The sequence below is a fragment of the Curtobacterium sp. C1 genome (assembly GCF_021049325.1).
GTDB classification, from domain to species: domain Bacteria; phylum Actinomycetota; class Actinomycetes; order Actinomycetales; family Microbacteriaceae; genus Curtobacterium; species Curtobacterium citreum.
Map to the genome: position 1 here is coordinate 2,855,050 of NZ_CP088076.1, position 25,158 is coordinate 2,880,207.

Annotated in this window: 32 protein-coding genes; 12 read left to right on the forward strand and 20 right to left on the reverse strand. The window is 73.7% G+C overall.

Annotated elements, in window-relative coordinates; all coding sequences use genetic code 11:
• Positions 1–28: 28 nt before the first annotated feature.
• Positions 29–859, reverse strand: a complete 831-nt coding sequence (locus LQK89_RS13660; RefSeq protein ID WP_175325609.1) for a carbohydrate ABC transporter permease — start codon at positions 857–859, stop codon at positions 29–31.
• On the reverse strand, positions 859–1,800 hold the full coding sequence (locus tag LQK89_RS13665) for a carbohydrate ABC transporter permease (protein ID WP_231049430.1): 942 nt from the start codon (positions 1,798–1,800) through the stop codon (positions 859–861). Before LQK89_RS13665 ends, LQK89_RS13660 begins: the two co-directional genes overlap by 1 nt.
• 239 nt (positions 1,801–2,039) lie before the next feature.
• Here LQK89_RS13665 and LQK89_RS13670 point away from each other — a divergent pair, with 239 nt between their 5' ends.
• Positions 2,040–2,939: an inositol monophosphatase family protein gene (locus LQK89_RS13670; protein ID WP_231049431.1), complete on the forward strand. Its 900-nt coding sequence runs from the start codon at positions 2,040–2,042 to the stop codon at positions 2,937–2,939.
• On the opposite strand, the gene LQK89_RS13675 is transcribed toward LQK89_RS13670, so the two are convergent.
• The 3 genes from LQK89_RS13675 to LQK89_RS13685 all read right to left on the reverse strand — a co-directional run bounded on the left by LQK89_RS13675 (position 2,923) and on the right by LQK89_RS13685 (position 5,750).
• Positions 2,923–3,939 carry a LacI family DNA-binding transcriptional regulator gene (locus tag LQK89_RS13675; RefSeq protein ID WP_231049432.1) on the reverse strand — a complete coding sequence of 339 codons (1,017 nt, stop codon included), beginning with the start codon at positions 3,937–3,939 and terminating at the stop codon, positions 2,923–2,925. The two genes, LQK89_RS13670 and LQK89_RS13675, sit on opposite strands and share 17 nt — an antisense overlap.
• Positions 3,936–4,628, reverse strand: coding sequence for a 2'-5' RNA ligase family protein (locus LQK89_RS13680; protein ID WP_175325613.1), 693 nt, complete (start codon positions 4,626–4,628; stop codon positions 3,936–3,938). The genes LQK89_RS13675 and LQK89_RS13680 overlap by 4 nt, the downstream gene beginning before the upstream one ends.
• A gap of 102 nt (positions 4,629–4,730) precedes the next feature.
• On the reverse strand, positions 4,731–5,750 hold the full coding sequence (locus tag LQK89_RS13685; protein WP_231049433.1) for a LacI family DNA-binding transcriptional regulator: 1,020 nt from the start codon (positions 5,748–5,750) through the stop codon (positions 4,731–4,733).
• 94 nt (positions 5,751–5,844) lie between these two features.
• On the opposite strand from LQK89_RS13685, the gene mobA reads away from it, so the two are divergent.
• The 5 genes from mobA (at position 5,845) to LQK89_RS13710 (ending at position 11,318) form a co-directional block, all read left to right on the forward strand.
• Positions 5,845–6,450 carry a molybdenum cofactor guanylyltransferase gene (mobA, locus tag LQK89_RS13690; RefSeq protein ID WP_231049434.1) on the forward strand — a complete coding sequence of 202 codons (606 nt, stop codon included), beginning with the start codon at positions 5,845–5,847 and terminating at the stop codon, positions 6,448–6,450.
• A gap of 4 nt (positions 6,451–6,454) precedes the next feature.
• Positions 6,455–6,769, forward strand: coding sequence for a DUF6457 domain-containing protein (locus LQK89_RS13695; protein WP_231049435.1), 315 nt, complete (start codon positions 6,455–6,457; stop codon positions 6,767–6,769).
• Positions 6,766–7,974, forward strand: a complete 1,209-nt coding sequence (locus tag LQK89_RS13700) for a molybdopterin molybdotransferase MoeA (protein WP_231049436.1) — start codon at positions 6,766–6,768, stop codon at positions 7,972–7,974. Before LQK89_RS13695 ends, LQK89_RS13700 begins: the two co-directional genes overlap by 4 nt.
• Before the next feature lie 99 nt (positions 7,975–8,073).
• Complete coding sequence (gene fdhD / locus LQK89_RS13705; protein ID WP_231049437.1) at positions 8,074–9,015, forward strand: formate dehydrogenase accessory sulfurtransferase FdhD; 942 nt, start codon at positions 8,074–8,076, stop codon at positions 9,013–9,015.
• Between the two features lie 38 nt (positions 9,016–9,053).
• Positions 9,054–11,318 (forward strand): FdhF/YdeP family oxidoreductase, encoded by a 2,265-nt coding sequence (locus tag LQK89_RS13710; RefSeq protein WP_058740556.1) that lies wholly within the window; start codon positions 9,054–9,056, stop codon positions 11,316–11,318.
• Between the two features lie 94 nt (positions 11,319–11,412).
• On the opposite strand, the gene LQK89_RS13715 is transcribed toward LQK89_RS13710, so the two are convergent.
• Both LQK89_RS13715 and LQK89_RS13720 read right to left on the reverse strand, forming a co-directional pair.
• Positions 11,413–12,030 carry a DUF1349 domain-containing protein gene (locus LQK89_RS13715; protein WP_231049438.1) on the reverse strand — a complete coding sequence of 206 codons (618 nt, stop codon included), beginning with the start codon at positions 12,028–12,030 and terminating at the stop codon, positions 11,413–11,415.
• A 25-nt stretch (positions 12,031–12,055) separates the two neighbouring features.
• A complete protein-coding gene (locus tag LQK89_RS13720) occupies positions 12,056–12,655 on the reverse strand; it encodes a TetR/AcrR family transcriptional regulator (RefSeq protein WP_175325619.1) in 600 nt (199 codons plus the stop codon).
• A 60-nt stretch (positions 12,656–12,715) separates the two neighbouring features.
• Between LQK89_RS13720 and LQK89_RS13725 the strand changes: the two genes are divergently transcribed.
• Entirely contained in the window at positions 12,716–13,372 is a 657-nt protein-coding gene (locus LQK89_RS13725) for an NAD(P)-dependent oxidoreductase (RefSeq protein ID WP_231049439.1), read from the forward strand.
• Between the two features lie 31 nt (positions 13,373–13,403).
• On the opposite strand, the gene LQK89_RS13730 is transcribed toward LQK89_RS13725, so the two are convergent.
• Together LQK89_RS13730 and LQK89_RS13735 are read right to left on the reverse strand one after the other, a co-directional pair.
• Positions 13,404–13,574 (reverse strand): hypothetical protein, encoded by a 171-nt coding sequence (locus tag LQK89_RS13730; protein WP_231049440.1) that lies wholly within the window; start codon positions 13,572–13,574, stop codon positions 13,404–13,406.
• 274 nt (positions 13,575–13,848) lie between these two features.
• Positions 13,849–14,352 (reverse strand): GNAT family N-acetyltransferase, encoded by a 504-nt coding sequence (locus LQK89_RS13735; RefSeq protein WP_231049441.1) that lies wholly within the window; start codon positions 14,350–14,352, stop codon positions 13,849–13,851.
• A 123-nt stretch (positions 14,353–14,475) separates the two neighbouring features.
• On the opposite strand from LQK89_RS13735, the gene LQK89_RS13740 reads away from it, so the two are divergent.
• Entirely contained in the window at positions 14,476–14,697 is a 222-nt protein-coding gene (locus tag LQK89_RS13740) for a PLDc N-terminal domain-containing protein (protein ID WP_231049442.1), read from the forward strand.
• A 181-nt stretch (positions 14,698–14,878) separates the two neighbouring features.
• On the opposite strand, the gene LQK89_RS13745 is transcribed toward LQK89_RS13740, so the two are convergent.
• The 4 genes from LQK89_RS13745 to LQK89_RS13760 form a co-directional block, all read right to left on the reverse strand.
• Positions 14,879–16,474: an MFS transporter gene (locus tag LQK89_RS13745; RefSeq protein WP_231049443.1), complete on the reverse strand. Its 1,596-nt coding sequence runs from the start codon at positions 16,472–16,474 to the stop codon at positions 14,879–14,881.
• A gap of 127 nt (positions 16,475–16,601) precedes the next feature.
• On the reverse strand, positions 16,602–17,333 hold the full coding sequence (locus tag LQK89_RS13750) for a phosphatase PAP2 family protein (RefSeq protein ID WP_231049444.1): 732 nt from the start codon (positions 17,331–17,333) through the stop codon (positions 16,602–16,604).
• A gap of 5 nt (positions 17,334–17,338) precedes the next feature.
• On the reverse strand, positions 17,339–17,965 hold the full coding sequence (locus tag LQK89_RS13755) for a DedA family protein (protein ID WP_231049445.1): 627 nt from the start codon (positions 17,963–17,965) through the stop codon (positions 17,339–17,341).
• Positions 17,962–18,531: a DUF2127 domain-containing protein gene (locus LQK89_RS13760; protein ID WP_231049446.1), complete on the reverse strand. Its 570-nt coding sequence runs from the start codon at positions 18,529–18,531 to the stop codon at positions 17,962–17,964. The genes LQK89_RS13755 and LQK89_RS13760 overlap by 4 nt, the downstream gene beginning before the upstream one ends.
• A 108-nt stretch (positions 18,532–18,639) precedes the next feature.
• On the opposite strand from LQK89_RS13760, the gene LQK89_RS18055 reads away from it, so the two are divergent.
• Positions 18,640–18,762, forward strand: coding sequence for a hypothetical protein (locus LQK89_RS18055; RefSeq protein WP_257222049.1), 123 nt, complete (start codon positions 18,640–18,642; stop codon positions 18,760–18,762).
• 60 nt (positions 18,763–18,822) lie between these two features.
• On the opposite strand, the gene LQK89_RS13765 is transcribed toward LQK89_RS18055, so the two are convergent.
• From LQK89_RS13765 to LQK89_RS13785, 5 genes are all read right to left on the reverse strand, one after another.
• Positions 18,823–19,485, reverse strand: coding sequence for a response regulator transcription factor (locus tag LQK89_RS13765; RefSeq protein ID WP_231049447.1), 663 nt, complete (start codon positions 19,483–19,485; stop codon positions 18,823–18,825).
• Positions 19,482–20,522: a sensor histidine kinase gene (locus LQK89_RS13770; protein WP_175325626.1), complete on the reverse strand. Its 1,041-nt coding sequence runs from the start codon at positions 20,520–20,522 to the stop codon at positions 19,482–19,484. Before LQK89_RS13770 ends, LQK89_RS13765 begins: the two co-directional genes overlap by 4 nt.
• Positions 20,519–21,280: a phosphatase PAP2 family protein gene (locus tag LQK89_RS13775; RefSeq protein WP_231049448.1), complete on the reverse strand. Its 762-nt coding sequence runs from the start codon at positions 21,278–21,280 to the stop codon at positions 20,519–20,521. Before LQK89_RS13775 ends, LQK89_RS13770 begins: the two co-directional genes overlap by 4 nt.
• A gap of 292 nt (positions 21,281–21,572) precedes the next feature.
• On the reverse strand, positions 21,573–21,719 hold the full coding sequence (locus tag LQK89_RS13780) for a hypothetical protein (protein ID WP_231049449.1): 147 nt from the start codon (positions 21,717–21,719) through the stop codon (positions 21,573–21,575).
• Between the two features lie 136 nt (positions 21,720–21,855).
• Positions 21,856–22,425 carry a uridine kinase family protein gene (locus tag LQK89_RS13785; protein WP_231049450.1) on the reverse strand — a complete coding sequence of 190 codons (570 nt, stop codon included), beginning with the start codon at positions 22,423–22,425 and terminating at the stop codon, positions 21,856–21,858.
• 71 nt (positions 22,426–22,496) lie between these two features.
• On the opposite strand from LQK89_RS13785, the gene lepB reads away from it, so the two are divergent.
• Complete coding sequence (gene lepB / locus LQK89_RS13790) at positions 22,497–23,210, forward strand: signal peptidase I (RefSeq protein WP_175325628.1); 714 nt, start codon at positions 22,497–22,499, stop codon at positions 23,208–23,210.
• A 21-nt stretch (positions 23,211–23,231) separates the two neighbouring features.
• Here lepB and LQK89_RS13795 read toward each other — a convergent pair whose 3' ends face one another.
• Together LQK89_RS13795 and LQK89_RS18060 are read right to left on the reverse strand one after the other, a co-directional pair.
• A complete protein-coding gene (locus tag LQK89_RS13795; RefSeq protein WP_174777230.1) occupies positions 23,232–23,582 on the reverse strand; it encodes a VOC family protein in 351 nt (116 codons plus the stop codon).
• Positions 23,583–23,661: 79 nt separating this feature from the next.
• Positions 23,662–24,186 carry a GNAT family N-acetyltransferase gene (locus tag LQK89_RS18060; protein ID WP_269145900.1) on the reverse strand — a complete coding sequence of 175 codons (525 nt, stop codon included), beginning with the start codon at positions 24,184–24,186 and terminating at the stop codon, positions 23,662–23,664.
• Here LQK89_RS18060 and LQK89_RS13805 point away from each other — a divergent pair.
• Both LQK89_RS13805 and LQK89_RS13810 read left to right on the forward strand, forming a co-directional pair.
• On the forward strand, positions 24,067–24,483 hold the full coding sequence (locus tag LQK89_RS13805; protein ID WP_231049452.1) for an HIT family protein: 417 nt from the start codon (positions 24,067–24,069) through the stop codon (positions 24,481–24,483). The two genes, LQK89_RS18060 and LQK89_RS13805, sit on opposite strands and share 120 nt — an antisense overlap.
• 135 nt (positions 24,484–24,618) lie before the next feature.
• Positions 24,619–24,999 (forward strand): hypothetical protein, encoded by a 381-nt coding sequence (locus LQK89_RS13810; RefSeq protein WP_144804788.1) that lies wholly within the window; start codon positions 24,619–24,621, stop codon positions 24,997–24,999.
• The last annotated feature ends 159 nt before the right edge of the window (positions 25,000–25,158 follow it).

Genomic DNA, 25,158 nt, shown 5'->3' on the forward strand with positions numbered 1-25,158 from the left:
TCGTGCGCGCGGGGTCGTGCGGCCGGGGCTACTTGAGGGCGCCGGCGGTGATCCCGCCGGCGAGGAAGCGCTGGGCCACCAGGACCAGCAGCAGCACGGGGAGCGTGACCATCGCCGCGCCGGCGAGCACGACGCCGACGTCCGAGGCCTCGGCGTTGGACAGCTGCGCGATGCCGACCTGCACGGTCCGGTTCTCGGGCGAGTTCGTCACGAGGAGCGGCCAGAAGAACCCGTTCCAGGCGGCGGTCGCGCTGACGAGCGTCACGGAGACGAGCGTCGGACGGGTGACGGGCAGGAGCATCGACCGGATGAACCGGAAGTGCCCGGCGCCGTCGAGCACGGCGGCCTCGTGCAGTTCGGCGGGGAAGGACAGGAACGCCTGCCGGAACAGGAAGATCGTCAGCGCCGAGGCGACGAACGGCAGGAACACGACGAGCAGGGTGTCGATGAGGTGCCAGGACGCGACCGTGAGGTAGTTCGCGATCAGGGTCGTCTCGCCGGGGATCATCATGCTCGCGAGCAGCACGAGGAAGATCGCCCGGGTCCCGCGGAGCCGGCAGAACACCAGGGCGTACGCGGTGACGATGCCGATGACGACCTGCAGCGTCGTCTGTGCGAGCGTGACGACGATGCTGTTGAGGAACTGCCGACCGAGCGGCGCGACCTGCAGGGCGCGCTCGACGTTCCCGAGGTCGAGGTGGATCGGAACGAGTCCGGGAAGCCCCTGGTGCAGGTACTCGGACGGGGTGAGCGCCCCCTCGAAGACGTAGTACAGCGGGAAGCAGACGACCACGACGGCGGCGATCAGCCACAGGTGCAGCAGGGTGCTGCGGACGCGACGTGCGGTGCGCGGGCCCATCAGTAGTGCACCCGCTTCTCGAGCACGCCGAACTGTACGAGCGACAGCGCGAGGACGAGCAGGAAGAGCACGATCCCGAGCGCCGCGGCGAGCCCGAAGTTCGCACTCGCCGACCCGAACGCCTGCTGGTAGATCGCGTAGACGAGGGTCTTCGACGAGTCCGCCGGTCCCCCGCCGGTCAGGATCTGGATCTGCCCGAACGTCGTCAGGGCCTCGACCGTGCCGGTGACGACGACGAAGAACAGCGTCGGCGTGACGAGCGGCAGCGACACCGACCAGAACGCCCGGAGGGGTCCGGCACCGTCGAGCTGTGCCGCCTCGACGACCTCGGGGTCGATCGCCCCGAACGCCCCGAGGAGCAGCAGGACGGTGAAGCCGAGCGACCCCCACGCGGTGACGACGATCACGCTGAACAGCGCCCAGTGCGTGCTCGTCAGCCACGGCACCGGGGTCCCGCCGAACTGCTGCACCACGGTGTCGACGAGACCGGTCCCGGGCGCGAGCATCGCGGCGAAGGCGACGGACGCGGCCGACACCGAGACGACCATCGGGGACGTCAGGAGCGCCCGGTAGACCGGCATGCCGCGGAGCTTCGCGGTGAGCGGCACCACGATGAGCAGCCCGAACACCACCCGGGCGGCGACGACCCCGGCGCAGAACACCGCGGTGTTGAGCATCGTCCGACCGAACGCCGGGTCGGTGAAGGTCCTGACGTAGTTCTGCAGGCCGACCGAGCCGGCAGGCTGCCCGAAGATGTCGGTGCCCTGCGTGCTGAGGAGGAGCACGCGGCCGAGCGGCCAGAAGACGAAGACCGCGAAGACGAGCAGCGCTGGCAGGAGCAGCACGACGCCGACGCGTCGGTCGGCTCGGTGCCAGGAGCGGGTGGCCGGGGCGGACCGCTGGCGACCGGCGACGAGGCCGGGCCGGACGGAGACCGTCATGGTGGGGACTCCTCGGGTTAGGGAACGTTCCCGATCTGGGGACGACACCACTGTGGAGGCGCGGCCGCGGCGGTCGCAAGCGAGGTCGACGTCCCGCCGCCCGCCGTTCACGCAGTGTTCGACACCGGGCCCGGACGGGGCACCGTGGACCCCGGAGCACCGCCGGAGTTCACCCGTGGGACGGCCGCGCGACGCCGAGGGTTCCGCGTCCAGCGCAGCGGACGTCGTACACCGGGGACATGACCGAACCCACGCCGACCGTGCCCCCTCGCGCCGGGCGCCTCCGCACCGAACTCCCCCGCACCGACCCGCCGGCACCCGCCGTCCTCCGCCGCGCCGCCGAGGACGCCGCACGCGCCGTCGCCCCGTCGCTCCTGGGTGCCTTCCGCTCCGACGTCGTCGTGCACACGAAACGCGACGCCCACGACGCCGTGACCGAGCACGACCGGGCCGCCGAGCGCGCCCTGACCGGACTCCTGACCACGGCCGTCCCCGGGTCGACGGTCCTGGGCGAGGAGGGCACGGCCGGTCCCGCTCCCGACGGCGCCCGCGTGCGCTGGATCGTCGACCCGATCGACGGCACCGCCAACTTCGCCCGGGGCCTGGCGTACTGGTGCGTCTCGATCGCGGCCGAGGTGGACGGGACGGTCGTCGCCGGCGTGGTGCTCGACCCCGTCGCGGACCACGCGTTCGGTGCGGACGACACCGGCGCGTTCCTGGACGGCCGACCGATGCGGTCCGTCTCCGCACCGCCGCGGGACGCCACGGTGCTCACGAGCTTCCCGGTGCAGCAGGACCTCGAGCTGCTCGGCGAGACCGCCGCGTTCGGCCTGCTCCGGGACCTGACCCTGGACTTCCGGCACCACCACAGCACCGGGAGCGGCGCGCTCAACCTGGTGCACGTCGCCGCCGGTTGGTCGGACGTCACGCTGGGCTTCGCGACGCACCCCTGGGACGTCGCCGCCGGCGCGCTGGTGCTCGAGCGCGCCGGCGGCCGGTTCCGCGGCTTCCGCCACGGCGTCCCGACGGACCGGGCGGTCGACGCCGAGGACTACGTCGCGGTCGGGGCCGGCGACCCCCACGAGCGACTCGCCGCCCGGGTCGCGGCCCTCTCCGCCACCGTCACCCGCGCGGGCTGAGGAGGAGCGGGGCCGCACGGACGGACCCCCGCTGCTCGAGCCGGGTCGGGAGCACCTCGTGCCGCTCGACCCGGCGCCCGCGGAGCCGCTCGACGACGAGCTCCACCACGCGGGCACCCATCCGGGCACGCGGTTGGTCGACGGTCGTCAGGTCGAGCCGCCCGGCGAGGGCGGTCCCGTCGAACCCCGTCACCGAGGCGATGCCCGGCAACCGGAGGCCGACGCCGGCGGCCGCGGAGACGAGCCGCGCGGCCGTGGCGTCGTTGGCGGTCACGAACGCCGTCACGCCGTCGCCGAGCAGTCGGGCGATCCGCGCCGGGTCGGCGACGAGCGACCCGACGTCCTCAGTGCGGCCGTCGGTCGGCAGCAGCGCCACGGCCGCGGCGTACGCACGCCCGCGCCGGGTGGTCGACGGGTGGTCGCTCTCGCCGACGAAGCACGTGCGCACGTGGCCCGCCGCCGCCAGGTGCAGCACGAGCTCCCGCATGCCGGACTCCTCGTCCGAGCGGACCGTGTCCACCCCGCGGCCGGCGAGCGCCTCGCCGGCTGAGCCGAGGACCGCGACCGGCAGGTCCGCCGCGGCCGCGGCGAGCGCGGCCGGCGGGAGCCGGCTGCTGACCACCGCGACCCCGAGCACCCCGTCGGCCGACCCTGTGGACGTGTGCAGTGCCTCCAGGCCGGATGCCAGGCGGTCGTCGTCACGGAACGCGTCGACGACCCGGAGCGCGAACCCCAGGGTGTCCGCGGTGGCCTGCGCGCTGCGCAGGACCTCCGCGTGGAACGGGTTCGCGCGCTCGGTCAGCAGGATGCCCAGCACGAGCGGTGCGCCGGCTGCACGACGTCGCGCCAGCGACCCGACCGGGAGGCCCAGCTCGTCCGCGGCGCGCACGGCCAGTTCCCGACGTGGTGCGGACACGCCGTCGTCGCCCCGCAGGGCGAGCGACACCAGCGAGCGGGACATGCCGGTCCGGCGCGCGACGTCGCGCAGCGTCGCGGTCACGGCGTGCGGAGCTTCCAGGTCCGGACGTGCTCCCACGTCATCGTCTGCCACCAGCGACCCGTCCAGTCGGGGCTCGCGGTGCGGTAGAGGACGACGGTGTCGCCGGCGAAGTCCGACGGCACCGGGACGTCGAGGCCGCGGATGAACTCGCCGACCTCGTCGTGCAGGTCCGGCCGGACGTACAGGTCGTGCGATGCGAGCGACAGGTGCGGGCGGTAGTGCTCCGGGTCGTGGTCGTTCGGCAGCGGCGCGTTCATCGGCCGGCGGAACGGTGCCACGGCCGCGTCGACGTCGATCGCGAGCTGGTCGAACGCGGTGTTCCGCGAACCGTCCGGGTTCGTGGCGACGTCGTACACGTAGCCGATGCCCTGCTCGCGGACCCCGGCGTTGTGCACCGGGAAGCCGGGTCGCCCGTCGAGCAGCGCGGTCAGGGCGTCGATCACCTCGGACTCGGCGGACCCGAACGGCTGGCTGCCGACCAGGGTGGCGTGGGGCGGGAACGCGCCGGAGGACACCAGGCCGTACTGGGCGCGGAGCTGGTCGGTGACGACGGTGACCGCGCGGCAGGTCCGGGGGTCCGGGCGCAGGTAGACGCCGTAGCGGTAGGGGTCGCTGTCGTCGCGGGCGCCCTTGGCGGTGACGGCGGGGGCGGTCGTCGCGAGGGCGTCGAGGGTGGTGGGGGTCGGCATGCTCTTCCTGTTCGTGGCGGATTAGGGAACGTTCCCCATCGTGGTGGGGATCGTTCCCGAGCGCACCCCTCCCCGCGGTGACGAAGCGGTGAACGACCGGTGTCAGGCGCTGGCGAGCGTGCGGCCGGGGACGAACTCCCCGTCGACGGCGACGTGCGCGGCGTTCGCCCGGCTGGCGTCGACCTGGTCGACGACGGCGTCGACCGCCATCGTGCCGATCACGTCGAGCGGCTGCCGCCACGAGGTGATCCCGAACAGCTCCGTGTCGTACGGCCGGATGCCGTCGTAGCCCGTGACCGAGAAGTCCTGCGGCGCCGAGAGCCCGCGGCGCCGCAGCGCCTCGAGGACCCCGACGGCGTAGTGGTCGCTCGGCGCCATGATCGCCGACACCCCGCCCGCCGAGATCACGGCCGCGACGAAGGAGTCGAGCGCGCGGGGGTCGTTGCCGTGGTCCTCGGCACGGATCCGCAGGACGTCGACCCCGCGGGACCGGAGCCGTCGGGCCATCGCGTCCGTCCGGGCCGACTGGGTGAGGGACCCCACGGCGCTGATCGTGAGCACCGCGACGCGCACGTGCCCGGCGTCGGCCACGTGGTCCGCCAGGGCCCGGCCGCCGCCGCGCTCGTCGCAGTAGACGCTGCTGACCGACGGGTCGCGCTCCGGACGCCCGGCGATCACCGTGGGGATGCGTCGGGCGAACGGCAGGACGTCCTCGACCGGCAGGGCGCCGCTGCAGACGATGAGCCCCTCGACCCGGAGCGACACGAGGGTCTCGAGCGCGCGGCGTTCCTCGGCGAGCGGGAACGACCCGGCGCCCGTCGCCGTCACCGCCCGGTAGCCGCGGGCCGCCGCCTGCAGCTGGAACGCCGTGAGCAGGTGCCCGTAGAACGGCGTCGCGGCGTCGCGGACGAACACCCCGACCGTGTGCGTGCGGTGGGCGGACATCCCGCGGGCGTTCGCGTTCGCGACGTACCCGAGCTCGACCGCGGCGCGCTTGACCCGCTCGACGGTCGCCGGCGCCACCCCGTACGCCCCGGCGAGCGCCCGGGACACCACGGACTTCGACACCCCGGCGAGCGCCGCCACGTCGTGGATCGTCGGCACGGCGTGCAGGCCGCTCACGTCGCACGCCGTCGGGTTCGGAGGGTCACACCCGTCACGCTAGTGGCGATCCCCGGTCGAGCGGGGCGGGGAGTGGTGAACGTAGGGTGCAGGGATGGTCGAGCCCGCGAGCGTGGAACACGACGCCGTCCTGCTCGCCGGGGGTCGGGCGTCGCGGATGAGCGGCATCGACAAGACGGCCCTGGTCGCCGACGGCCTGGCGCTGTCGGACCACGCGGTCGCCGCGGCAGCCAGGGCCCGCAGCGTCGTGCTCGTCGGGCTCCGGGACGGCCGGTCCGCACCGGACGGGATCGTCGTCACGCGCGAGGACCCGCCGTTCGGCGGACCGGTGGCCGGGATCGCCGCGGGGCTCGAGGCGATCGCAGAGCCCGCGCCGTGGACGCTCGTGCTCGCGTGCGACCTCGTGCGGCCCGAGCGGGCGGTCGACGCGCTGCTGTGGGCGGCGGACGACACCGCCGACGCCGACGGCTTCGTCGCCGTGGACGAGGACGGGCGCCGGCAGCCACTCCTCGCCCTCTACCGGTCGTCCGCCCTGCGTGAGGCCGTCCGGGCGCTCGGTGACCCGACCGACGCTGCTGTGCGACGGCTGACCGCGGGACTCCGGCTCGTCGAGGTGCCGCTGTCGGACGGTCTCTGTGCGGACGTGGACGAACCGGCGGACGCCGCCCGGGTCACGGGAACGAGCGGGATGCTTGACTGACCGCATGACCACAGACGACGTCCTCGCCGCATGGACCGCGGAGCTCGCCGAGGCGCTCGGGTTCCCCGAGGACTTCACGCTCGACCGCGACGTCGTGCTCGACCTCGCCCGGGACGCCGCGCACGGGGTCGCCCGGCCCGCAGCACCGCTCACGACGTTCCTGGTCGGCTACGCCGCGGGGCTCCGGGGCGGCTCACCGGCGGACGTCCAGGCCGCCGCGGCGACCGCGACCCGCTCCGCCCTCGCCCGCGGCACCGACAGCAGCGGCGCGGGCAGCGACACGAGCACCACCCCCGGCACCGACGCCGGCGCCCGGTGACGGCGGTCCTGCTCCCCTGGCAGGCCGCGCGCACCGAGGCGCACCGGCAGGGCGTCCGACTGACGGCGGACCTCGCGGCGTCCGGCCCCGGGTTCGGGTCGGATCCCCTGCGACTCGACCTCGCAGCGGCGATCGGCCGGACGCTCGTCGGGGACCTCGTCGCCCCGGGGGACGTCCCCGGCCACGACGGGGCCGCGATGGACGGGTGGGCGGTCGCGGGCGACGGGCCGTGGACGCTCGGCGCGGGCATCGTCGCGGGGGCCGTGCCGTCGACGGAACCCCTGGCCGCCGGGCACGCACGCCCGATCACAACCGGTGCACCGGTGCCGCCCGGGACGACCGCCGTGGTGCGCTCGGAGGACGCCGCGGTCGACGCCGACGGCCGTCTCGTCCGGCACACCCCCTCGGACCGCCGCCACGTCCGCCCCGCCGGCGAGGAGGTCGCCCGGCACAGCACGCTGTTCCCCGCGGGCACGGTGCTGACCCCGCCGCGGGCGGCCCTCGCGGCGGCGTCCGGCGTCGACGACGTGCTCGTCGCCCCGGCCCCGACGGCCCGGGTCGCGGTGCTCGGCGACGAGATCGTCGGCGCGGGGGTCCCACGCCCCGGCCAGGTCCGCGACGTGTTCACCCACACGCTGCCGACCGTGCTCCGGGCCTTCGGGGCCGACCCGATCGCGGCCGAGCGCGTGTCCGACGACGCCGACGCCACCGCCACCGTGCTCGACGCCGCGCAGGAGCGGATCGTCGTCACGACCGGCGGCACGGCGGGGTCCTCGACGGACCACGTCCGCGGCGCGCTCGCCCGGATCGGCGCCGAGCTGCTGATCGACCGGGTCGCCGTCCGCCCCGGTCGGCCGATGCTCCTCGCCCGTCGCGGGGCGACCGTCTACCTGTGCCTGCCGGGCAACCCGATGGCGGCGATGGTCGGGGCGGTGCTGCTCGGCGGCCCGCTCGTCGCCGGTGTGCTCGGACGCGCGCCGGAGCCGACGGGGTCCGTCCGACTGGCCGTCGACGTCCCGAACGAACGTCCGGGTGACCTCGTCCTCGCCTACCGGGACACCCCCGGGGGAGCCGTGCCGGCCGCGCACCAGACGTCGGCGATGCTCCGGGGCCTGGCCGACGCCGACGGACTGATGGTCGTCGGGTCCGGGGGCCGCGTGGCGGGCGAGGCCGTGCCTCCCGTCCGGCTGCCGTGGACGCGGTGACCGCAGCTCGGTGAGAACGGCCCTGTGGAGAACCGCGCGTTCCCACCGCGAACCGCACCACGCTGGCGGGGTCACCGACGCGGGTGGTAGACCCGGAGTATGAGCCGGATCACGGCGCGGAAGCGCGTCACCCGCATCACCGTCGCGACGTCCCGGTCGGTGCGTGACGACCTGCTCGCCGTCGAGGAACCTCTGGAGATCCGCGTCGGCGGGAACTCGCTCGCGATCACGATGCGGACGCCGGGCAACGACGTCGACCTGGCGGCGGGGTTCCTGGTGTCCGAGGGGGTCATCGCCCGAAGCGAGGACTTCGCCGCCGCGCGGTACTGCGCGGGTGCCACGGACGAGGGCCTGAACACCTACAACGTGCTCGACGTCACGCTCGCGGCGGGCGTCCCCGCCCCGGACCCCAGCCTGGAGCGGGCGTTCTACACGACGAGCTCCTGCGGGCTGTGCGGCAAGGCGAGCATCGATGCGGTGCGGACGACCTCGCAGCACGCGGTGCACCACGACGACCTGGTGCTCGACCCGGCGCTCCTCGCGACGTTCCCCGACCGGCTCCGGGCGGCGCAGGAAGTGTTCGAGAAGACCGGTGGGCTGCACGCCGCGGCGCTGTTCGACGGGCGGAGCGGCGAGATGCTCGTGCTCCGCGAGGACGTCGGGCGCCACAACGCGGTCGACAAGGTCGTCGGGTGGGCTGTCAAGGAAGGCAGACTGCCCCTGAGCGGCACCGTCCTGATGGTGTCGGGCCGAGCGAGCTTCGAGTTGACACAGAAGGCGTCGATGGCGGGGATCCCGGTCCTGGCGGCGGTGTCGGCGCCCTCGTCGCTCGCCGTCGACCTGGCGAAGGAGGTCGGCATCACGATCGTCGGCTTCCTGCGCGGCCAGAGCATGGTCGTCTACAGCCGACCCGAGCGGATCGTCGAACCGGCGCTCGCGCCGGCCGACGCCGCGACCGCGGGAGCAGCAGCGCCCGCCACCCAGCAGTCCCAGCCTTCCGAACAGTCCGAGCAGTCCCGAGAGACAGTGAGCGCCCAGTGACCGAGCAGCCCCCGAAGGACGACGTGACCGACGCCGAGATGACGGTCGGCGAGCCCAAGGACTGGGCGGCCGGCGTCCCCGGCGTCCTGCACTCGATGGGCCCCGCGATCGAGCAGCTCGGGCTCGCGCGCACCGCCAAGCTCATGCTCTCCCTGAACCAGAAGGGCGGCTTCGACTGCATGAGCTGCGCCTGGCCGGACCCGGACAAGCGCAAGACGGCCGAGTTCTGCGAGAACGGCGGCAAGGCCGTGGTCTGGGAGGCGACGCCCGTGCTCGTCCCGCGGGAGTTCTGGGCCGAGCACTCCGTCGACGACCTCGCCGACAAGACCGAGTACTGGCTCGGCATGCAGGGCCGGCTGACCGAACCGGTGTGGAAGCCCGCCGGGAAGGACCACTACGAACCGGTCAGCTGGGAGCGGGCGTTCCGGATCATCGCCGACAAGCTCAACGGGCTCGACTCCCCCGACCAGGCGTCGTTCTACACCTCCGGGCGCACCTCGAACGAGGCGGCGTTCGTCTACCAGCTGTTCGTCCGGGCCTTCGGCACGAACAACCTGCCCGACTGCTCGAACATGTGCCACGAGTCCACCAGCCTGGCGATGGCCGAGACCGTCGGCATCGGGAAGTCGACCATCGCGTACGACGACTTCGAGCACACCGAGCTCATCATCGTGATGGGCCAGAACCCCGGCACGAACCACCCCCGCATGCTCACCGCACTCGAGGACGCCAAGCGCAACGGCGCCGAGATCGTCGCGGTGAACCCCCTGCCCGAGGCCGGCCTGCGCCGCTACAAGAACCCGCAGCGCGTCCGCGGCGTCGTCGGGCACGGCACCGAGATCGCCGACCAGTTCCTGCAGATCCGGCTCGGCGGCGACATGGCGCTGCTGCAGGCGATCGCGAAGCGCGTGGTCCTCGCCGAGCAGCGCACGCCCGGGTCCGTCGTGGACCACGCGTTCATCGAGAAGCACACGAGTGGGTACGACGCGTTCGTCGAGCACATCCTGCAGGTCGACGACGACGAGGTCGTCCGCGCCACCGGCCTGAGGATCGAGGAGATCGACGAGCTCGCGGAGCGGTACCTGCGGTCCGAGCGCACGATCATCACGTGGGCGATGGGCATCACGCAGCACACCAAGGCCGTCGACACGATCAAGGAGATCATCAACCTCCTGCTCCTCCGCGGGAACATCGGCCGACCCGGCGCCGGCGCCTCGCCGATCCGCGGGCACAGCAACGTGCAGGGCGACCGGACGATGGGCATCTGGGAGCAGATGCCGGACTCGTTCCTCGACGCCCTGGCGAAGGAGTTCCACTTCGAGCCGCCCCGCGAGCACGGGGTCGACGCCCTCAAGGGCATCCACGCGATGCAGCGCGGCGACATCCGGTTCTGGATGGGCATGGGCGGCAACCTCGTCGCCGCGATCTCGGACAGCCAGCTCGCCGAGCAGGCGTTCCGCGGCACCGAGATGACCGTCCAGGTGTCCACGAAGCTCAACCGCTCGCACGCCGTCGTCGGGCGGGAGGCCCTGATCCTGCCGACGATGGGCCGCACCGAGATCGACGTCCAGGCTGCCGGCCCGCAGTTCGTCTCGGTCGAGGACACCGTCTGCTCCGTGCACGGCAGCCACGGGCAGGTCCCGCCGGTCGCCCCCGGCCTGCTCTCCGAGGTCGCGATCGTGTGCGAGCTCGCGAAGGCCACCCTCGGCGACCGCGTGTCGATCGACTGGCAGGCCATGCGGGACGACTACGACGTGATCCGCGACCACATCAGCCACGTCGTCCCCGGCTTCGAGGACTACTCCCGCCGCGCCGGCAGCAAGGAGGGCTTCGTGCTGCCGAACGGCCCGCGTGACTCACGGACGTTCGCGACGAAGACCGGCAAGGCGATGATCACGGTGAACGAGCTCGAGCACGTCGAGCGCCCCGAGGGCACGCTGCTGCTGCAGACCCTGCGCTCGCACGACCAGTACAACACGACGATCTACAGCCTGAACGACCGCTACCGCGGCATCAAGAAGGGCCGGCACGTCGTCTTCGTCAACCCCGACGACCTGGCCGAGCTCGGGCTGACCGACGGCGACCACGTCGACGTCGAGACGGTCTGGGACGACGACGTCGAGCGCGTGCTGCGGGACTACCGGGTCGTCGCGTACCCGAGTGCGCGCGGCTGCGCCGCCGCCTACTTCCCCGAGGCGAACGTGCTCGTGCCGTTGGACAGCGCGGCGAAGGGCAGCAACACCCCGGTGTCGAAGGCCGTCCCGGTGCGTCTGACGCGGGTGGCGGTGCCCGCCGGCGTCTGACGCGCGCGGATCTGGTGGCGACCAGGACCGGACGGGAGGCGCGTGGCGGGGCAGCCACGATCCTCCCGTCCGTCCGCTGGTCGCGTCCGGGCCGTCAGCGACCGTCCCGCAGGTCCGGCAGGGTGCGTTCGGCGTAGGCGATCTCGTCGAAGACGGCCGTGCAACCGTCGCCGGTGGGTGCCTGCGCGAGGAAGCCGACCGACAGGGGCGCCGAGCCGGTCCCCAGGCGGAACGTGCGGACGAAGTCCCACGTCCGACCGTCCGACGAGGCGTGGAAGGCGAAGGCGCTGCCCACCCGTGCGACCCGGAGGTGGACGGCCGGTGCGTCGAGCAGCCTGCTGTTGCAGTCGTCCGACCAGTCGTTCGTGACGACGCTGACGACCATGTCATCACCCTGCGGAGCGTGCTCGTCGCAGAGCTTCGCCCAGTGGTCCGGATCCGCCCAGAGCGCGAGCGCGCCGGCGTCGAAGGTCGTCCGCTCGCCGGGCACGCGGACATGGGCCGACAGCACGAAGTCGCCGTCCGGAGCCGCGAACGCGAGCGCGGTGGCGCCGTGCTGCTGCGGGCCGCCGCCCGCGTCGTTCGTCCAGTCGACGCCGGGCGCGGACTCGAGCGTCAGCGCGCCGGTGCGGTCGTCGTACATGGCGACACCGTCGACGCCCGTCCAGGACAACGGCGGGAGGCCGGGCAGGTCCGGCGCAGCGGGGCTCATGGTCGCACGCTACCGGGCCGGACCGTCAGCGGTCGGTGACGGAGCGTCGCGCCAGGTCCGAGGCGAGCATCACGTCGGCGGCGTCGTCGACGAGCCGCTCGCCCTGCGCACGCGGGATCCGCCCGGACACCACGAGTGCGGCGAGGCCCTGCATCGTGGCGGCGAAGAGCATCTTGAACGATTCGCGGGCGGCCTCGTCGGTGTCGGCGCCCCGGGGCCCCGCCGCCTGGTCGAGCAGGCCGAACAGCGCCCCGGCGGCCTCCCCCACGGCACCGGTTCGGGGGCTCGACTTCGCCTGGAACATCAGGTCCATCAGGGCGGCGTCGTCGATGGCGAAGTCGACGTAGGCGTGCGCGACGCGGCGGAAGCGGTCGGGCAGGTCCGTCGACGCCGTCATCGCCCGCTCGACCGCGGTCCGGAGGCGTTCGAAGCCGACCACCGCGAGGGCGTCGAGCAGGGCCTGGCGGTCGACGAAGTGGCTCCGCGGCGCACCGTGACTGACCCCGGCGCGGCGTGCGAGGTCCCGGAGCGACAGCCCCTCGACGCCCGAGTCGCGCAGGACGGCGACGGCCTCGTCCAGGAGCACCGCGCGGAGGTTCCCGTGGTGGAACGGCCGCTCGGTCATGCCGTCATCGTACCCAAACCAGGCATTGACTAGATAGTAGTCAGTGTCTAGATTGTGGGCATGACCAGCGGACGATCCCTCCTCGTGCTCGGCGCCACCGGGCAGACCGGGCAACACCTCACCCGCCTCGCGCTCGAGCAGGGCCACCACGTGCGCGCCCTCGCCCGCACGCCCACCAAGCTCGCGGTCCGGCACGAGCGGCTCGAGGTGGTCGCCGGCTCGATCACCGACGACCAACTCGACCTCGACCGGCTGCTCGACGGGGTCGACGGGGTCGTCGCGATGCTCGGGGACCGGGCGACACAGCAGGACCGCCTGGTGAACACCGAGTTCGTGCAGCGCCTCGTGCCCGCGATGCGCCGCAGCGGCACACGGCGGTTCCTGTACCAGGCGGGCGGACTCAGCGCGGTGCCCGGGCGACATCTGGCCCTGCCGCTCCGGATCGTCCGCCGCACGATCGCGAAGTCCTACGACGGGCAGCACCGGGACAACGAGGCCGTGATGCGGTACCTCGACGAGCAGGCCCGGGACCTGGAGTGGATGGTGCACCGGGCCGGCATCGGTTCGGACGGGCCGTCGCGCGGCGAGCTCCGCCGGTCGCGGCACTGGATCAGCATCGGGACGTTCGTCGACTGCGCCGCGTACGACCTCCGGATGCTCTGGGACGACGACGCCGTGCACACGTGGGACGGCAGCGCGTACGCCCGGGGGCGCTGAACCCGCGGGCGGTGCATCCGCGGGCACGGGATCAGCGCAGGAGCAGCATCGTCACGAGCAGGGCGGACACCGCAGCGGCGCCGCACACCGTCCAGGCGATCGCGACCCGGCGGTGCCGGTCGATCGGGAGCGTCTCCCAGACGAGCACGCCGACCGCGGCGACGGCGAGGACCAGGACGAGGACTCCCGCGAACCAGTGCACGGCGCCTCCTGCTCGCTCGGGACCGGTCGTGGCAGTGCCCCGGCCACCGCGTCGGTGCGCGCGACGGGCGACCGGGGCACCGGTGCGCGGACGCGTCGGCCCGGTGCGACGAGGTGCCCACGGCGGCACGACGACGGCGGAGAAGGGCGACGCGGGACCCGCGGCGGGACCGGACCCGAACCGGTCCCACCGCGGGGCGCTTCCGCAAGACGATCGTATGGCGAACGACCCGTCGCGGTCCATGAGGGCTCCGACAGCTCCGGGCCCGCCGTGCTCAGTCGACGGCGGTCGCGGTGGCCTGCGACCCGGCGCCGGTCTCGGCGGCGGGAGCAGCGGGGGCGAGGTCGTACGTCACCCACGGCGTCGCGGTGGCCACGGCGTCGTACACCCGTCGTGCCGCCGCGTTGTCCTGCGCCGTGATCCACCGCACCACGCTCGCCCCCTCGGCAGCGGCGACGGCGGCCGCCTCGTGCAGGAGCGCGGTCGCGATGCCGGCTCCCCGGGCGGTCGGTGCGGTGAACAGGTCGTCGAGGTACAGCCCGATCGTGGCGGTCGACGGACGCGCGAAGCGCCGCAGGTTCGCCAGTCCGACCGGGCGGTCGTCGTCGTCCACGGCGACGAGCCCGAGCAGGCCGTGCTCGCCGCCGGACACCCATCGCCACGTCGCAGCGGCGGCGTCGGGGTCGTCGGGCAGTCGGTAGAAGGCGCGGTACCCGGCGTACAGTTTCGCCCACGCCTGCTCGTCGGACGGTCGGACGGGTCGGACGCGCGGTGCCATCCCGTCAGCGTAGGGGTGGCGGTGTCGGGACGCTTGGATGTCGTCCTCCCGGTTGACGACCCGGGCCCGAGCGCCGACCTACCGTGGACCCGTCGCGCGACCGTGCGAGGAGGGGAGGCAGCCGTGCTGCAGAACATGAGTGGGGCGCACCTGCTGGTGATCGTCGTGATCCTGGCGCTCGACGTGGTGGCGCTCGTGCAGATGTGGCGTGATCGTCGTCGGAGCGACGTCGTCAAGGCCGTGTGGACGGTCGTCATCCTGGCGGTGCCGGTGATCGGCGTCGTCGGCTGGGCGGTGAACTGGCTGCTCGGACGCGCCGCCGCCGCGCTCGACCGGTCCCGGTAGCGCGGTCGGTGGCGGTCGCCGTCGCCCGACCTCACGCGCCCAGCGACACCTCACGGGCAGCGGCGCTTGACCTGTCGCTCAGCGCGAAAGGTCACCGCGGCAGCAGACCAGCCGAGCGCCGACCAGCCGACCAGCCGAGCGCCGAGCGCCGAGCGCCGAGCGACGAAGCCGCCGCCCCGCCTCACACCGACGCCTGCGTCCCCCGCACCCGCCCCACGACGACGTCCACGATCCCGGCCAACAGCGCCGCCCCCACGAACGCGAGCGACACCCCGAGTCCGAGCGGCAGCCCCTGCGCGTAGTCGCCCTTCGAGCTGGCGAGCGCCGAGTAGAACACACTGCCCACGGCCGCGATCCCGATGGCCGACCCGACCCGGGCACCGACCTGGATGAGCCCACCGGCCGAGCCGCCCTGCTGGACGGGGACCTCGGACAGCGTCAGGGTCTGGTTCGGCGAGATCGTCAGGCCGGAGCCGACGCCGGCGACGAGCAGCGGCACCACGAGCCACCAGCCGAGCGACGGCCCGTAGTGGTTCGCGACCACCCAGATCACGCCGCCGAGCCCGAGCAGCACCAGGATCGTGCCGAACACGATGAGCTGCCGTCCGAACCGGGACACGACCCGACCGCCGATCGTCGACGCGACGCCGGACCCGATCGCGAACGGCACCGAGGACGCCCCCGCCAGCAGCGCCGAGTAGTGCAGGCCGGACTGCAGCGCGAGCGTCAGCACGAAGAACAGCGGGGTGAAGCCCGCGAAGTACACGGTCGCGAGCCCGACACCGAGCGAGAACGACCGGCGGCGGAACAGCCCGAGGTCGATCACGGGCTCCTTCGTCCGCGCGTACCGCCGTTCCCAGAGCACGAACAGCACGGCGAACACGACCGCAGCGACGACGAGCCACCACTTCGCGTTGCTCTTCCACTCCTCGGACTGCACGAACGGCAGCAGCAGCGCGACGACCGCGGCGCCGAGCAGGACGATCCCCACGGGGTCGAAGTCGTGCTTCCGCCCGCGCTCGGCCTTCGCGGTGGCGGGCAGGTAGCGGAAGGACAGGAGGATCGTGACGAGTCCGACGGGCAGGTTCACGAAGAAGACGAACCGCCAGCCGTTCTCGGTCCCGAACGCCGTGATGAGCAGCCCACCGACGAGCGGGCCGATCGCGGTGGCGATGCCGACCGTCGCTCCGAACAGGCCGAACGCGGTGCCGCGCTCCTTCCCGCGGAACAGCTGCTGGATGAGCGCGGTGACCTGCGGCGTGAGCAGACCACCAGCGAAGCCCTGCACCAGGCGGGCGATCACGAGCACGAGGCCGTTCGGCGCGAAGCCGCAGAGGGCACTCGCGAGCGTGAAGAGCGCGACGCCGACGATGAACATCCGTCGCCGGCCGGAGGCGTCCCCGAGCCGGCCTCCGGGCACGAGCAGCAGGCCGAACGCGAGCGCGTAGCCGGACAGGATCCACTGCACGGCCTCGGGCGAGGCACCGGGCAGGCCGCTCGAGATGGACTCCAGCGCGACGTTGACGATCGACACGTCGAGCAGCACGATCCCGCCGCCGAGCAGGCAGATGACGAGCGCCTTCCAGCGGTTCGGGTCCGGCTCGTATTCGTCGCCACCGCCGCCACCGCCCGACGGGCGGGCGCGGTCCGGGGTGGTGTCCTTCGGGGCTTCCGGTGGGGTCGCCGTGGGGGCGGCGGTGGCGACGTGGTGCGCGCCGTGGTGTGCGACGGAGGGAGCCCCATCGGGCTCGACGGGTTTGCGGTGTTCGGCTGCCATGACACGTCCACGCTAGGCTCCGGCCCCTGCGGGGTCCGGAGCGTGCGGTCCGCGGCTTGTCCCCCGTCCACGCGACCAGGCGACGGACTGGAGGCACGTGGCGGGCCCGCCACGTGCCTCCAGGCCGTCAGCGGGTCGCGTCCGCCAGCTCGGGGACGCGCACCGTCACGTGCGTGTCGACCGCGATCGCCAGCGCGGTGATCATCATCGACAACCCGACCGACGCGAGCGTGTCCGTCAGCCAGTGGTAGCCCAGGTACAGCCGGGTGACGACCTGCGCCGTGATCATCAGCGCCGCGAGCGCGAACAGCAGGACCGTGACCCACCGACGGTGCGTGCGCGAGGCGACGAGGAACGCCCCGATCAGGAAGAAGTCACTCGCCCCGAGCACGTGTCCGGACGGGAACGAGAACGTGTGGTCGGGGGCGAGCAGCATGAGCCCGACGGGCGGCCTCGGGTGCCGCACGATCGGTGCGAGCAGTTGCGCGGTGGCGACGCCGAGCACCATCCCGCACGCCAGCAGCAGCGGCCGCCACGCGTGCTGCGAAACGAGCGCCCACACCACGGTGACCACGAGCACGATGATCGGCATCCCGACCGGCCCGAACACGGTCGCGAAGAACGCCGACACCCCGGTCAGGTCCCGGTCGCGGTGCGCGTCGAACCACTGCTCGACCGGTCGGTCCAGGTGCTGCACGCCGCCGTGGCCGAGCACCCCGACGAGCATCGCCGAGAAGACGGCGGACCCGACGACGGCGAGCACGACGGCCCCGCGGAGCAGGACGGCCCGCTCGGTGCGCCCGACGGTCCGGCGCTCCGGGGTGAACTTCCTGCGCCACCAGCCGGGTGCCTGCGTCACGGCGGTCACCGTTCGACCCGGGCCGTGCGACGGCGGCGGACGAGGGCGCCCACGACCAGCGGAAGCACCGAGACGACGACCACGACGACCATCACCGCGTCGATGTGGTCCGCCACGAGCGGGACACCACCGAGCAGGACCCCGGCGGTGACGAGCACCCCGACCCAGGCCACGGCACCGACGACGTTCCAGGTGGCGAAGCTCCCGAGCGGCATGCGCGCGGTGCCCGCGGCGAGCGGGACGTAGGTGCGGACCACCGGGACGAACCGGCCGAGCACGAGCGACGCGGCACCCCACCGGGCGAAGAACGCCTCGGACTCGTGCAGCCGCGCGGGGGTGAGCAGCCGCGCGCCGGGGCGGAACAGCCGCCGGCCGACACGCGCGCCGAGGGCGTACCCGACGAAGTCGCCCACGACGGCGGCGGTCACGGCGACGAGCGCGACCTCGCCGGGTGTGACGCCGACGGTGGCACTGAGGATCGCGGCGGTGACGAGCAGCGAGTCCCCGGGCAGGAACGGGAACAGGACGCCGGACTCCACGACGACGAGGAGTGCGATCCCGGCCAGGACCCACGGCCCGAAGGCGTGCAGGACCGAGGCGGCGTCGAACAGGTGCAGGGCGGCAGGGGTCACTGGGCGGTCCTCCAGGCGGGGTCGGTGGATCGGTCGGACGGGGCTCGACGGGCGCTCCGTCCGAGCACGCTGCGCACGGCGTCACCGAGGCTGCGGTGGTGCCGCCACTCGCGCACGGTGAGCACGACGATGACGACGTCGAACAGGGTCAGGAGTGCGAGCCCGACGCCGGGGTGCTGCACGAACTCGACGCCCTGCCAGACCACGAAGCCGCCGAGTGCCGCGATCGCCCACGGGTACAGCCGTCGTGACCCGCGGAAGATCGCCGCGACGATGCCGAGCTTCACCAGGCCGTGCACGACCAGGTACACCGCGGCGAACAGCGTCGCGTCCGCGCTCAGCGCCGCGACCCCGTGGCGGACGAGGTGCGCGACCGGGTCGCCCGGGTCCTCGCGGAGCTCGCCGGCGGTCAGGAGCCGCGCGACCGCCTCGACCTGCGCCGGCCGGAGCACGAGCAGCGGCAGGCCGACGAGGAGCTCGACGAGCCCGTCGACCGCCTTGAGCGCGAAGCCGACCAGGAAGACCAGGTCGAACCAGCGCTCGCGGGTCCGTGGTGTGGTGCGCATGGCACCAGCGTCGGACCGGGTCTCCCAGGAACGACCAAGGCTGACGATCCGTGCAGCCTTGCTGCTTTCTGGGGCGATCCGCTCCACGCTGTCGGACGAGGAGGCGTCATGGGCGTGTGGATCGGTGTGGCAGCGGCGGGGATCGCGGTACTCGGTGTGGTGAGTGCGGGGGCCGCCCTGCTCGCGGTGGCGGTCGAGGCGGAGCGCGAGGGGCTGCTCGACCCCGAGTGACGAGGGTGCCGGGCACCGAGCGCAGGGCTCCGCGGACGCGCGGGCGCCGTCCGCTCCGCGTCAGGCCGGGGTGCCGAGCCGGTAGCCCTTGCCCCGCACGGTCGCGATGAGGTCCCGCTCGGTCTTCTTCCGGAGGTAGTGCACGTACGTGTCGACCGTCCCGAGCTGCTCGCCGTGCTCGAACACCGCGGACAGCAGCTGCTCGCGCGAGAACACCCGGTCCGGCTCAGCGGCGAGCACCGCGAGCAGGTCGGACTCCCGGTCGGTCAGGGCCACCCGGCCGCTGTAGGGCGAGTGCACGGTGTGGTCGTCCGGCCGGAACGACCAGCCGCCGATCTCGAACGCGGGCCCGAGGTCCACCGGCGCGCGGGTGAGCGCCCGGAGCCGGGCGTTCAGCTCGTCGAAGTCGAACGGCTTCACCAGGTAGTCGTTCGCGCCGGCGTCGAGCCCGGACACCCGGTCGTGCACCTCGCCGAGCGCGGTGAGCACGAGCGCCGGGGTGGCGACCCGGAAGCGCCGGAGCTCCCGGACCACGTCCAAGCCGTCGCCGTCCGGCAGGCGACGGTCGACCACGAGCACGTCGAACAGCCGGTGCAGCGCGGCCTCGAGCGCGTCCACCCGCGTGGTGACGAGTTCGACCTCCCACGACGCCGACAGCACGTCCCGCACGATCGGCCCGAGGCGCGGGTCGTCCTCCACGAGCAGGACCCGTCCGCCGCTCATCCGCGCCGCCGCCGTCCGCTCACGCCGGCGAGCGGCAGGGTCAGCGCGAACACGGTGCCGGACGGACCGGTGCGCTCCACCCGCACGTCGCCGCCCGCGCGGACGGCGACGTCCTTCACCAGCGCGAGTCCGATGCCGTTGCTCGTCCGGGTCGGCCCGCCGGTGGCCGGGGCGTCGCCGTGGGCGAACCGATCGAACACCCGCCGCGGCGCGATCCCGGTGATGCCCTGCCCCTCGTCGCGGACCCGGATCACCACGCGGTCGCCGACGACCTCGTTCTCCACCCACACCGCGCCGCCCGTCGGACTGTGCCCGACCGCGTTGTCGACGAGCGCGACGAGGCACCGCCGGAGCTGCGTCGGCGTGACGGCCAGGACGCCCTCGCCCGGGGTGACCACGAGGTGCACCTGCCGGTCGCGGGCCAGGACCGCCATGTCGTTCGCCGCCGCCGCGAGACCGGCGTCGAGTTCCGCCACGGCGGCTTCGTCGGTCCGGCCGGCCGCGGTGGCGAGCAGGTCCTCGACGACCTCGGCCAGGGCGCGGGTGTCCGTGCGGAGCTCGTCCGCGACCGCGCGCTCGGTGCTCGTCGCGGGGAGCATCGCCTGGAGCTGCTGCACCCGGGCGCTCAGCACCGTCAGCGGCGTCCGCAGCTCGTGGCTCGCGTCCGCGACGAACGTCCGCTGCAGCCGGTACGCCTCGGCGAGCGGCCGGACCGCCCGCGCGGCGATGAGCCAGGTCGCCACCCCTGCGAGCACGACGGCCGCACCGCCGACGACCAGGACCGCGATGAGCAGGTCGACGGTGTCCAGGTAGACGTGGACGTCCTCGGCCCCGTGCCGCTCGAGCTGCTGCGCGGGGGTGAGCTGCCACGCCACGTAGGCCACGACGAGCGCGACGACGGACACCACGAGCGCCGCGGAGACGACCGCGACCCGCAGGCCGATGCGCACGGCGGACCGTCGGTACTCGCGGCGGTCGGGGTCCTGGTCGGAGCCGAGGCCGACCGCTGTGCCGATCCGGGTCAGCCAGGGCTTCACGAAGCGTCCTCCTCGTCCGCGCGGTGGCGCCCAGTCTGCTCCCCCACGACCGCCGCGCGCTCGTCCGGCGTCCGGAAGCGCTCGACGCGGGCCGCTCCGCGCTGCACCACCCGCGTCAGCACCAGGTCGACCCAGACGATCCGGGCGACCGGCGCCACCGCGAGCGCCCACACCACCGACGCGACGACGTCCGTCGGCCAGTGCACCCCGTCCACGGCGAGCGCCGTCGCCACGACCAGCACGACGACCCCGCCGAGCACCGCGAGCACCCGGCGGCGGGGACCTGCCGGCACGAGCATCAGTCCGGCGAGCACGAGCGCCACCACGAAGACGGTGTGCCCGCTCGGGAACGACGCGTCGGGCTGCACGGGGACGAACGGGTGCGGCAGCACGGACCCGTCGGGTCGCGGCCGCCCGACGACCACCTTGAGCAGGTCGGACGGGATCCACGTCAGCGCGACGACGCCGGCGAACGCCGCCGCCGTCACCAGGCGGCGGGTCCGCGCCCACACCAGCCCGGTCAGGACCATGGTCAGGAGCACCGCCGGCACCGGCTCGAACACGGTGTACACCGCTGAGCCGACGGCGCCGAGGACCCCGACGTGCAGGCTGTTGAGCGCCCGGGCGAGGCCGGCGTCCACCGGGTGCGCACGGAGGACGAAGCCGACGACCACGAGGAGCACGACGCCGACCACCGCCCGCTCGACGGCGCGACGCCGGGTCGGACGGGCTGGGGACACGGGCAGTGGGCTGGTCACTCGGACATCCGACGGCAGGTTCCCCAAGAAACGTCGAAGAAGCGTGACGATCCGGGCGTTCGACTCGTCCCAGCAGTGTCATGAGTGCGATCAGGACCTCACGCGACTCCCGGACCGACCGGACCGACCGGACCACAGGACCGTGCCAGAGCACCTTCGACCGCTGGCGGTGTCAGCGTGAGGCCGGTCACGACGGCCTGCACTGCGCGGGCGGCGGTGGCGACACCGCGACGTGGAGCGACGCCCTGTCGGGCCGCGACCTGCGGGCCCTCCGGGGCGCGCGTCAGGGCCGTTAGTCGCGCCTCCGCTGGTGGTCGCTCTCGTTGGCCGCGAGCCAGCTCGCCGCGTTCGGCGGCACACCCGGTCCCGCCCCGTTGCTCGCGTCCACGCCGCGCGCGACCACACCCAACACCCCGACCAGCCAGTTGATGAAGCGCATCGCGACCCCCTTGCACCGAACGTACCGGCCATCTGCACCCACCGCACGCGTCGGCCGGCGGTGATCCGTGCCTCCCAGGCGGCCTGGAGGCGCGGTGCGCGCCCGACGCGCACGTCACGCAGGCGGCCTGGTCGCGTCAGCCGACCCAGTGGACGTCGGCCTGGTCGCGCGGCGCGAAGCGCGCGACGAAGTCGCGTTCGTTCGGCACCCAGACCTCGCGCCAGAGCGTGTCATGACTGCGGCCGAGGGCCGCGTCGCGGGCAGTACCACGCGCGACGGCGAGCTCCAGGTCGACGTCGCACCAGACAGCAAGGTCGATGGACGACAGCGCCTCTGGGTGGAAGAGCCCGATCAGGTCGACCACGATCACCTCCGCCCGAGGCAGCGCCTCCTCGGGACCGAGCGCCCGCGTCGACCAGTCGAAGCGTCGGAAGACCCCGGGACGGGCGGATCGGTGCGGCTCCAGGACCGTCTCGACGAGTCGTCGGCGCTCCACACCGTCCCAATCGATCGAACGTCGGTGAGACCGCGCCGGATCGAGGAAGTCGTCCCCGCGGATCCGGACCGCGCCGGGCAGCGCCGAGACCACGGAGCGAGCCAAGGTGGACTTGCCTGCGCCGCAGAACCCGGAGATGCCGATGACGATCGGGTGCCCGGCCTCGTCCCGCGCCTGGCGCGCTCGATCGACCAACGCTGCGAGATCCACCGGGTCAGCATAGGGAGACGGGGCAGCGCACGGTGGCGCTCGTCGCCCGCGCGCTGCCCTACGCTGCTCGCATGGGGGCACGGACGGCACGGCGCGCGGGACCGCGGAACGGGGTGCTGCGGTTCCTCCGGGACGTGGTGGTGATCCTGCTCGCAGCCCTGCTCGCGTCGTTCCTGGTCAAGACCTTCGTCATCCGCAGCTTCTCGATCCCCTCCGGTTCGATGACGAACACCCTGCAGGTGGGCGATCACGTCGTCGTGAACGAGCTCGCCGGTCTGCATCGGGGCGACGTCGTCGTCTTCCGGGACGCCGACGGGTGGCTCGACGCCCCGGGTTCCCCCGAGCGGGCCGCCGTGCGGACGCCGACGCTCCTCGGTCGGACGCTCAGCACGGTCGGCTTCGGGCCGGACACCGACGGCCACCTGATCAAACGGCTCATCGGACTGCCGGGCGACCACGTCGAGTGCTGCGACGCGCAGGGGCGGATGTCGGTGAACGGCGTCCCGCTCGTCGAGCCGTACGTCCTCGCACCCGAGGGCGACCCCGCGTCGGGTGTCCCCTTCGACGTCACGGTCCCCGCCGGACGGCTGTGGGTGATGGGCGACAACCGGTACGGCTCGGCCGACTCGCGCTTCCACCAGGACCTGCCCTCGAAGGGGTTCGTCCGGGAGTCCGACGTCGTCGGGCGGGCCGTGGCCGTGACGTGGCCGGTCGCCCGGTGGTCGTGGCTCGACGACCACCCCGAGGTGTTCGCCGGCGTCGGGCGCGAGGAGCAGGGCGGGTAGACACCCTGGCCACGGGGCTCGTCAGCCGGCGGCCTCCCACAGCTCGAGCGGCAGCCCCTCCGGGTCGTGGATCCGTACGAAGCGCCCGTACTCGGTGTCCCACTCCGGTCGACGCTCCACCGCGGTGCCCGAGGCCTCGAGCCGCGCCACCAGGTCGTCGAGCCCGGTCACGCGCAGGTTCAGCATGAAGGGGCTGTCGGCGGGGAAGTACCCGCTGTCGGCCGGGAACGGCGCGAACACGGTCGCACCCGCCTCCTGCTGCCACACCGTGTCCGACCCCGCGTCGATCCCGAGGTGCTCGCGGTACCACGCGGCGCGACCCTCCGGGTCGCGACTGCGGAAGAAGAGCCCACCGATCCCGGTCACCGTCATGGTCCGCACCGTACCCGCCGACACGAGCGGACGGGAGGCACGTGGCGGGTCCGCCACGTGCCTCCCGTCCGGTCGTGGGTCACGGCTCCAGCACCTTGCGGTACCACCGGTCCGCGTAGGGGTCTGCGTTGAAGGGCGCGACCCGTTCGAATCCCGAGCGCTCGTAGAGTGCGCATGCCTCAGCCAGCGCGGCGCGGGTGTCGAGGCGGAGCACCGCGACGCCCTGTTCTCGGCAGGCGGCCTCGACAGCGCGCAGCAGTGCGGCGCCCAGGCCCGTCCCGCGGCGCGTCGGCGACACGAAGACCTTCGTGAGCTCCGCGACGTTCCCGAGGAACCGCGCGCCCGCGCACCCGACGGCCTGGCCTCCGTCCGACGCGACCAGCAGCACGCCGCTGGGCTCGACCAGGTCGTCGAACGGTTCGTCGGTGAGCGCTCGGTCGACCTCGTCCTCGCGGACTGACCGGAGCGACGGCAGACTGGGCCGATGGACCCGTGCCCGTTCTGCCGCATCATCGAGGGCTCCGCACCCGCCGTCTGGGTCGAACGCGAGGAGCACGCCGTCGCCTTCGCTCCCCTGCCCGACTCGTCGCTCGCACCCGGGCACACCCTCGTCGTCCCGGTCGAGCACACCCGGGACCTGCTCAGCGCCGGGCCGGTCGCCCTCGCCGCGACGACGGCGCTCGCGCAGCGGGTCGCCCGGGCGATGCGCGGCGCCCTCGGGGCCACGGGTACGGTGCTGCTGCAGGCCTCCGGAGCGGATGCCGGCCAGAGCGTCGAGCACCTCCACGTCCACGTGGTCCCCTGCTGGGCGGACGACGGCACGACCCACTGGCCCTCGCCACCGTCGGCCCACCGGTTCGACGGGGACCCGCACGCGGCCCTCGCCGAGATGTTCGAGTAGCCGGGGGTCCGCGTCCCGGGGCTTCGCTGCCCAGGGCCGTCGAGTGAGCAGACGAAGTCGGGTGCGCTCGGGCGACCCGACGTCTGCTGCTCCATCGACGGCCGCTCGGCGCCCGCGCGGCCGTACGATCGGTCCGTGTCCCGCTCCGGCAAGCCCTTCGCGCAGTTCGCCACGCGGCTGCCCGACGGCCGCACCGTGGTGGAGGTGACCGTGTTCGACCCGTTCATCGTCTCCGTCGTGCTCGTCGCGGACGGCAAGCGGGACGCGCTGGACCGTGTCCGGGCGCTCGGCGGCCGCGACGTCCACGTGTCGAAGAGCTTCCACCCGAGCGGCCGCGCCGTCGAGGCACTCCTGCGCAGCGGGGACGGCGGGGTGTTCGCCCCGCAGCCGGTCGACGGCACGTGGCTGCCCCTGTCGGAGCTCCCGGCGTTCCTCGACGGGACCAGCCCCTGGCTCGTCCGGTACGACACGAGCGCGTTCAACCGCTCGTTCGTGGTTCCTCCGCCCGTCGAGTGAGCAGACGACGTCGGGTGTGCTCGGGCGACCCGACGTCTTCTGCTCCATCGACGGGCCCCGGCCCCGGCCCCGGCGCCCGGCCCCGGCCCGGCCCGGGCGCCCCAGACCACCCGCCCACCCTGCGCGAGACCTCAGCACATCCGCCGGACGCCGCCAGCC

Excerpts from the sequence above, each read along its gene's own strand:
- LQK89_RS13760 (WP_231049446.1), bottom strand. The coding sequence starts at position 18,531 with ATGCGCACCACACCACGGACCCGCGAGCGCTGGTTCGACCTGGTCTTC.
- LQK89_RS13795 (WP_174777230.1), bottom strand. The coding sequence starts at position 23,582 with ATGACGGTGACCGGGATCGGTGGGCTCTTCTTCCGCAGTCGCGACCCG.
- LQK89_RS13670 (WP_231049431.1), top strand. The coding sequence starts at position 2,040 with ATGACCGAACCCACGCCGACCGTGCCCCCTCGCGCCGGGCGCCTCCGC.
- lepB (WP_175325628.1), top strand. The coding sequence starts at position 22,497 with ATGGGGGCACGGACGGCACGGCGCGCGGGACCGCGGAACGGGGTGCTG.
- LQK89_RS13805 (WP_231049452.1), top strand. The coding sequence starts at position 24,067 with ATGGACCCGTGCCCGTTCTGCCGCATCATCGAGGGCTCCGCACCCGCC.
- LQK89_RS13710 (WP_058740556.1), top strand. The coding sequence starts at position 9,054 with ATGACGGTCGGCGAGCCCAAGGACTGGGCGGCCGGCGTCCCCGGCGTC.
- LQK89_RS13715 (WP_231049438.1), bottom strand. The coding sequence starts at position 12,030 with ATGAGCCCCGCTGCGCCGGACCTGCCCGGCCTCCCGCCGTTGTCCTGG.
- LQK89_RS13780 (WP_231049449.1), bottom strand. The coding sequence starts at position 21,719 with ATGCGCTTCATCAACTGGCTGGTCGGGGTGTTGGGTGTGGTCGCGCGC.
- LQK89_RS13725 (WP_231049439.1), top strand. The coding sequence starts at position 12,716 with ATGACCAGCGGACGATCCCTCCTCGTGCTCGGCGCCACCGGGCAGACC.
- LQK89_RS13695 (WP_231049435.1), top strand. The coding sequence starts at position 6,455 with ATGACCACAGACGACGTCCTCGCCGCATGGACCGCGGAGCTCGCCGAG.
- LQK89_RS13665 (WP_231049430.1), bottom strand. The coding sequence starts at position 1,800 with ATGACGGTCTCCGTCCGGCCCGGCCTCGTCGCCGGTCGCCAGCGGTCC.
- mobA (WP_231049434.1), top strand. The coding sequence starts at position 5,845 with ATGGTCGAGCCCGCGAGCGTGGAACACGACGCCGTCCTGCTCGCCGGG.
- fdhD (WP_231049437.1), top strand. The coding sequence starts at position 8,074 with ATGAGCCGGATCACGGCGCGGAAGCGCGTCACCCGCATCACCGTCGCG.
- LQK89_RS13745 (WP_231049443.1), bottom strand. The coding sequence starts at position 16,474 with ATGGCAGCCGAACACCGCAAACCCGTCGAGCCCGATGGGGCTCCCTCC.
- LQK89_RS13660 (WP_175325609.1), bottom strand. The coding sequence starts at position 859 with ATGGGCCCGCGCACCGCACGTCGCGTCCGCAGCACCCTGCTGCACCTG.
- LQK89_RS18055 (WP_257222049.1), top strand. The coding sequence starts at position 18,640 with ATGGGCGTGTGGATCGGTGTGGCAGCGGCGGGGATCGCGGTACTCGGT.
- LQK89_RS13680 (WP_175325613.1), bottom strand. The coding sequence starts at position 4,628 with ATGCCGACCCCCACCACCCTCGACGCCCTCGCGACGACCGCCCCCGCC.
- LQK89_RS13765 (WP_231049447.1), bottom strand. The coding sequence starts at position 19,485 with ATGAGCGGCGGACGGGTCCTGCTCGTGGAGGACGACCCGCGCCTCGGG.
- LQK89_RS13735 (WP_231049441.1), bottom strand. The coding sequence starts at position 14,352 with ATGGCACCGCGCGTCCGACCCGTCCGACCGTCCGACGAGCAGGCGTGG.
- LQK89_RS13720 (WP_175325619.1), bottom strand. The coding sequence starts at position 12,655 with ATGACCGAGCGGCCGTTCCACCACGGGAACCTCCGCGCGGTGCTCCTG.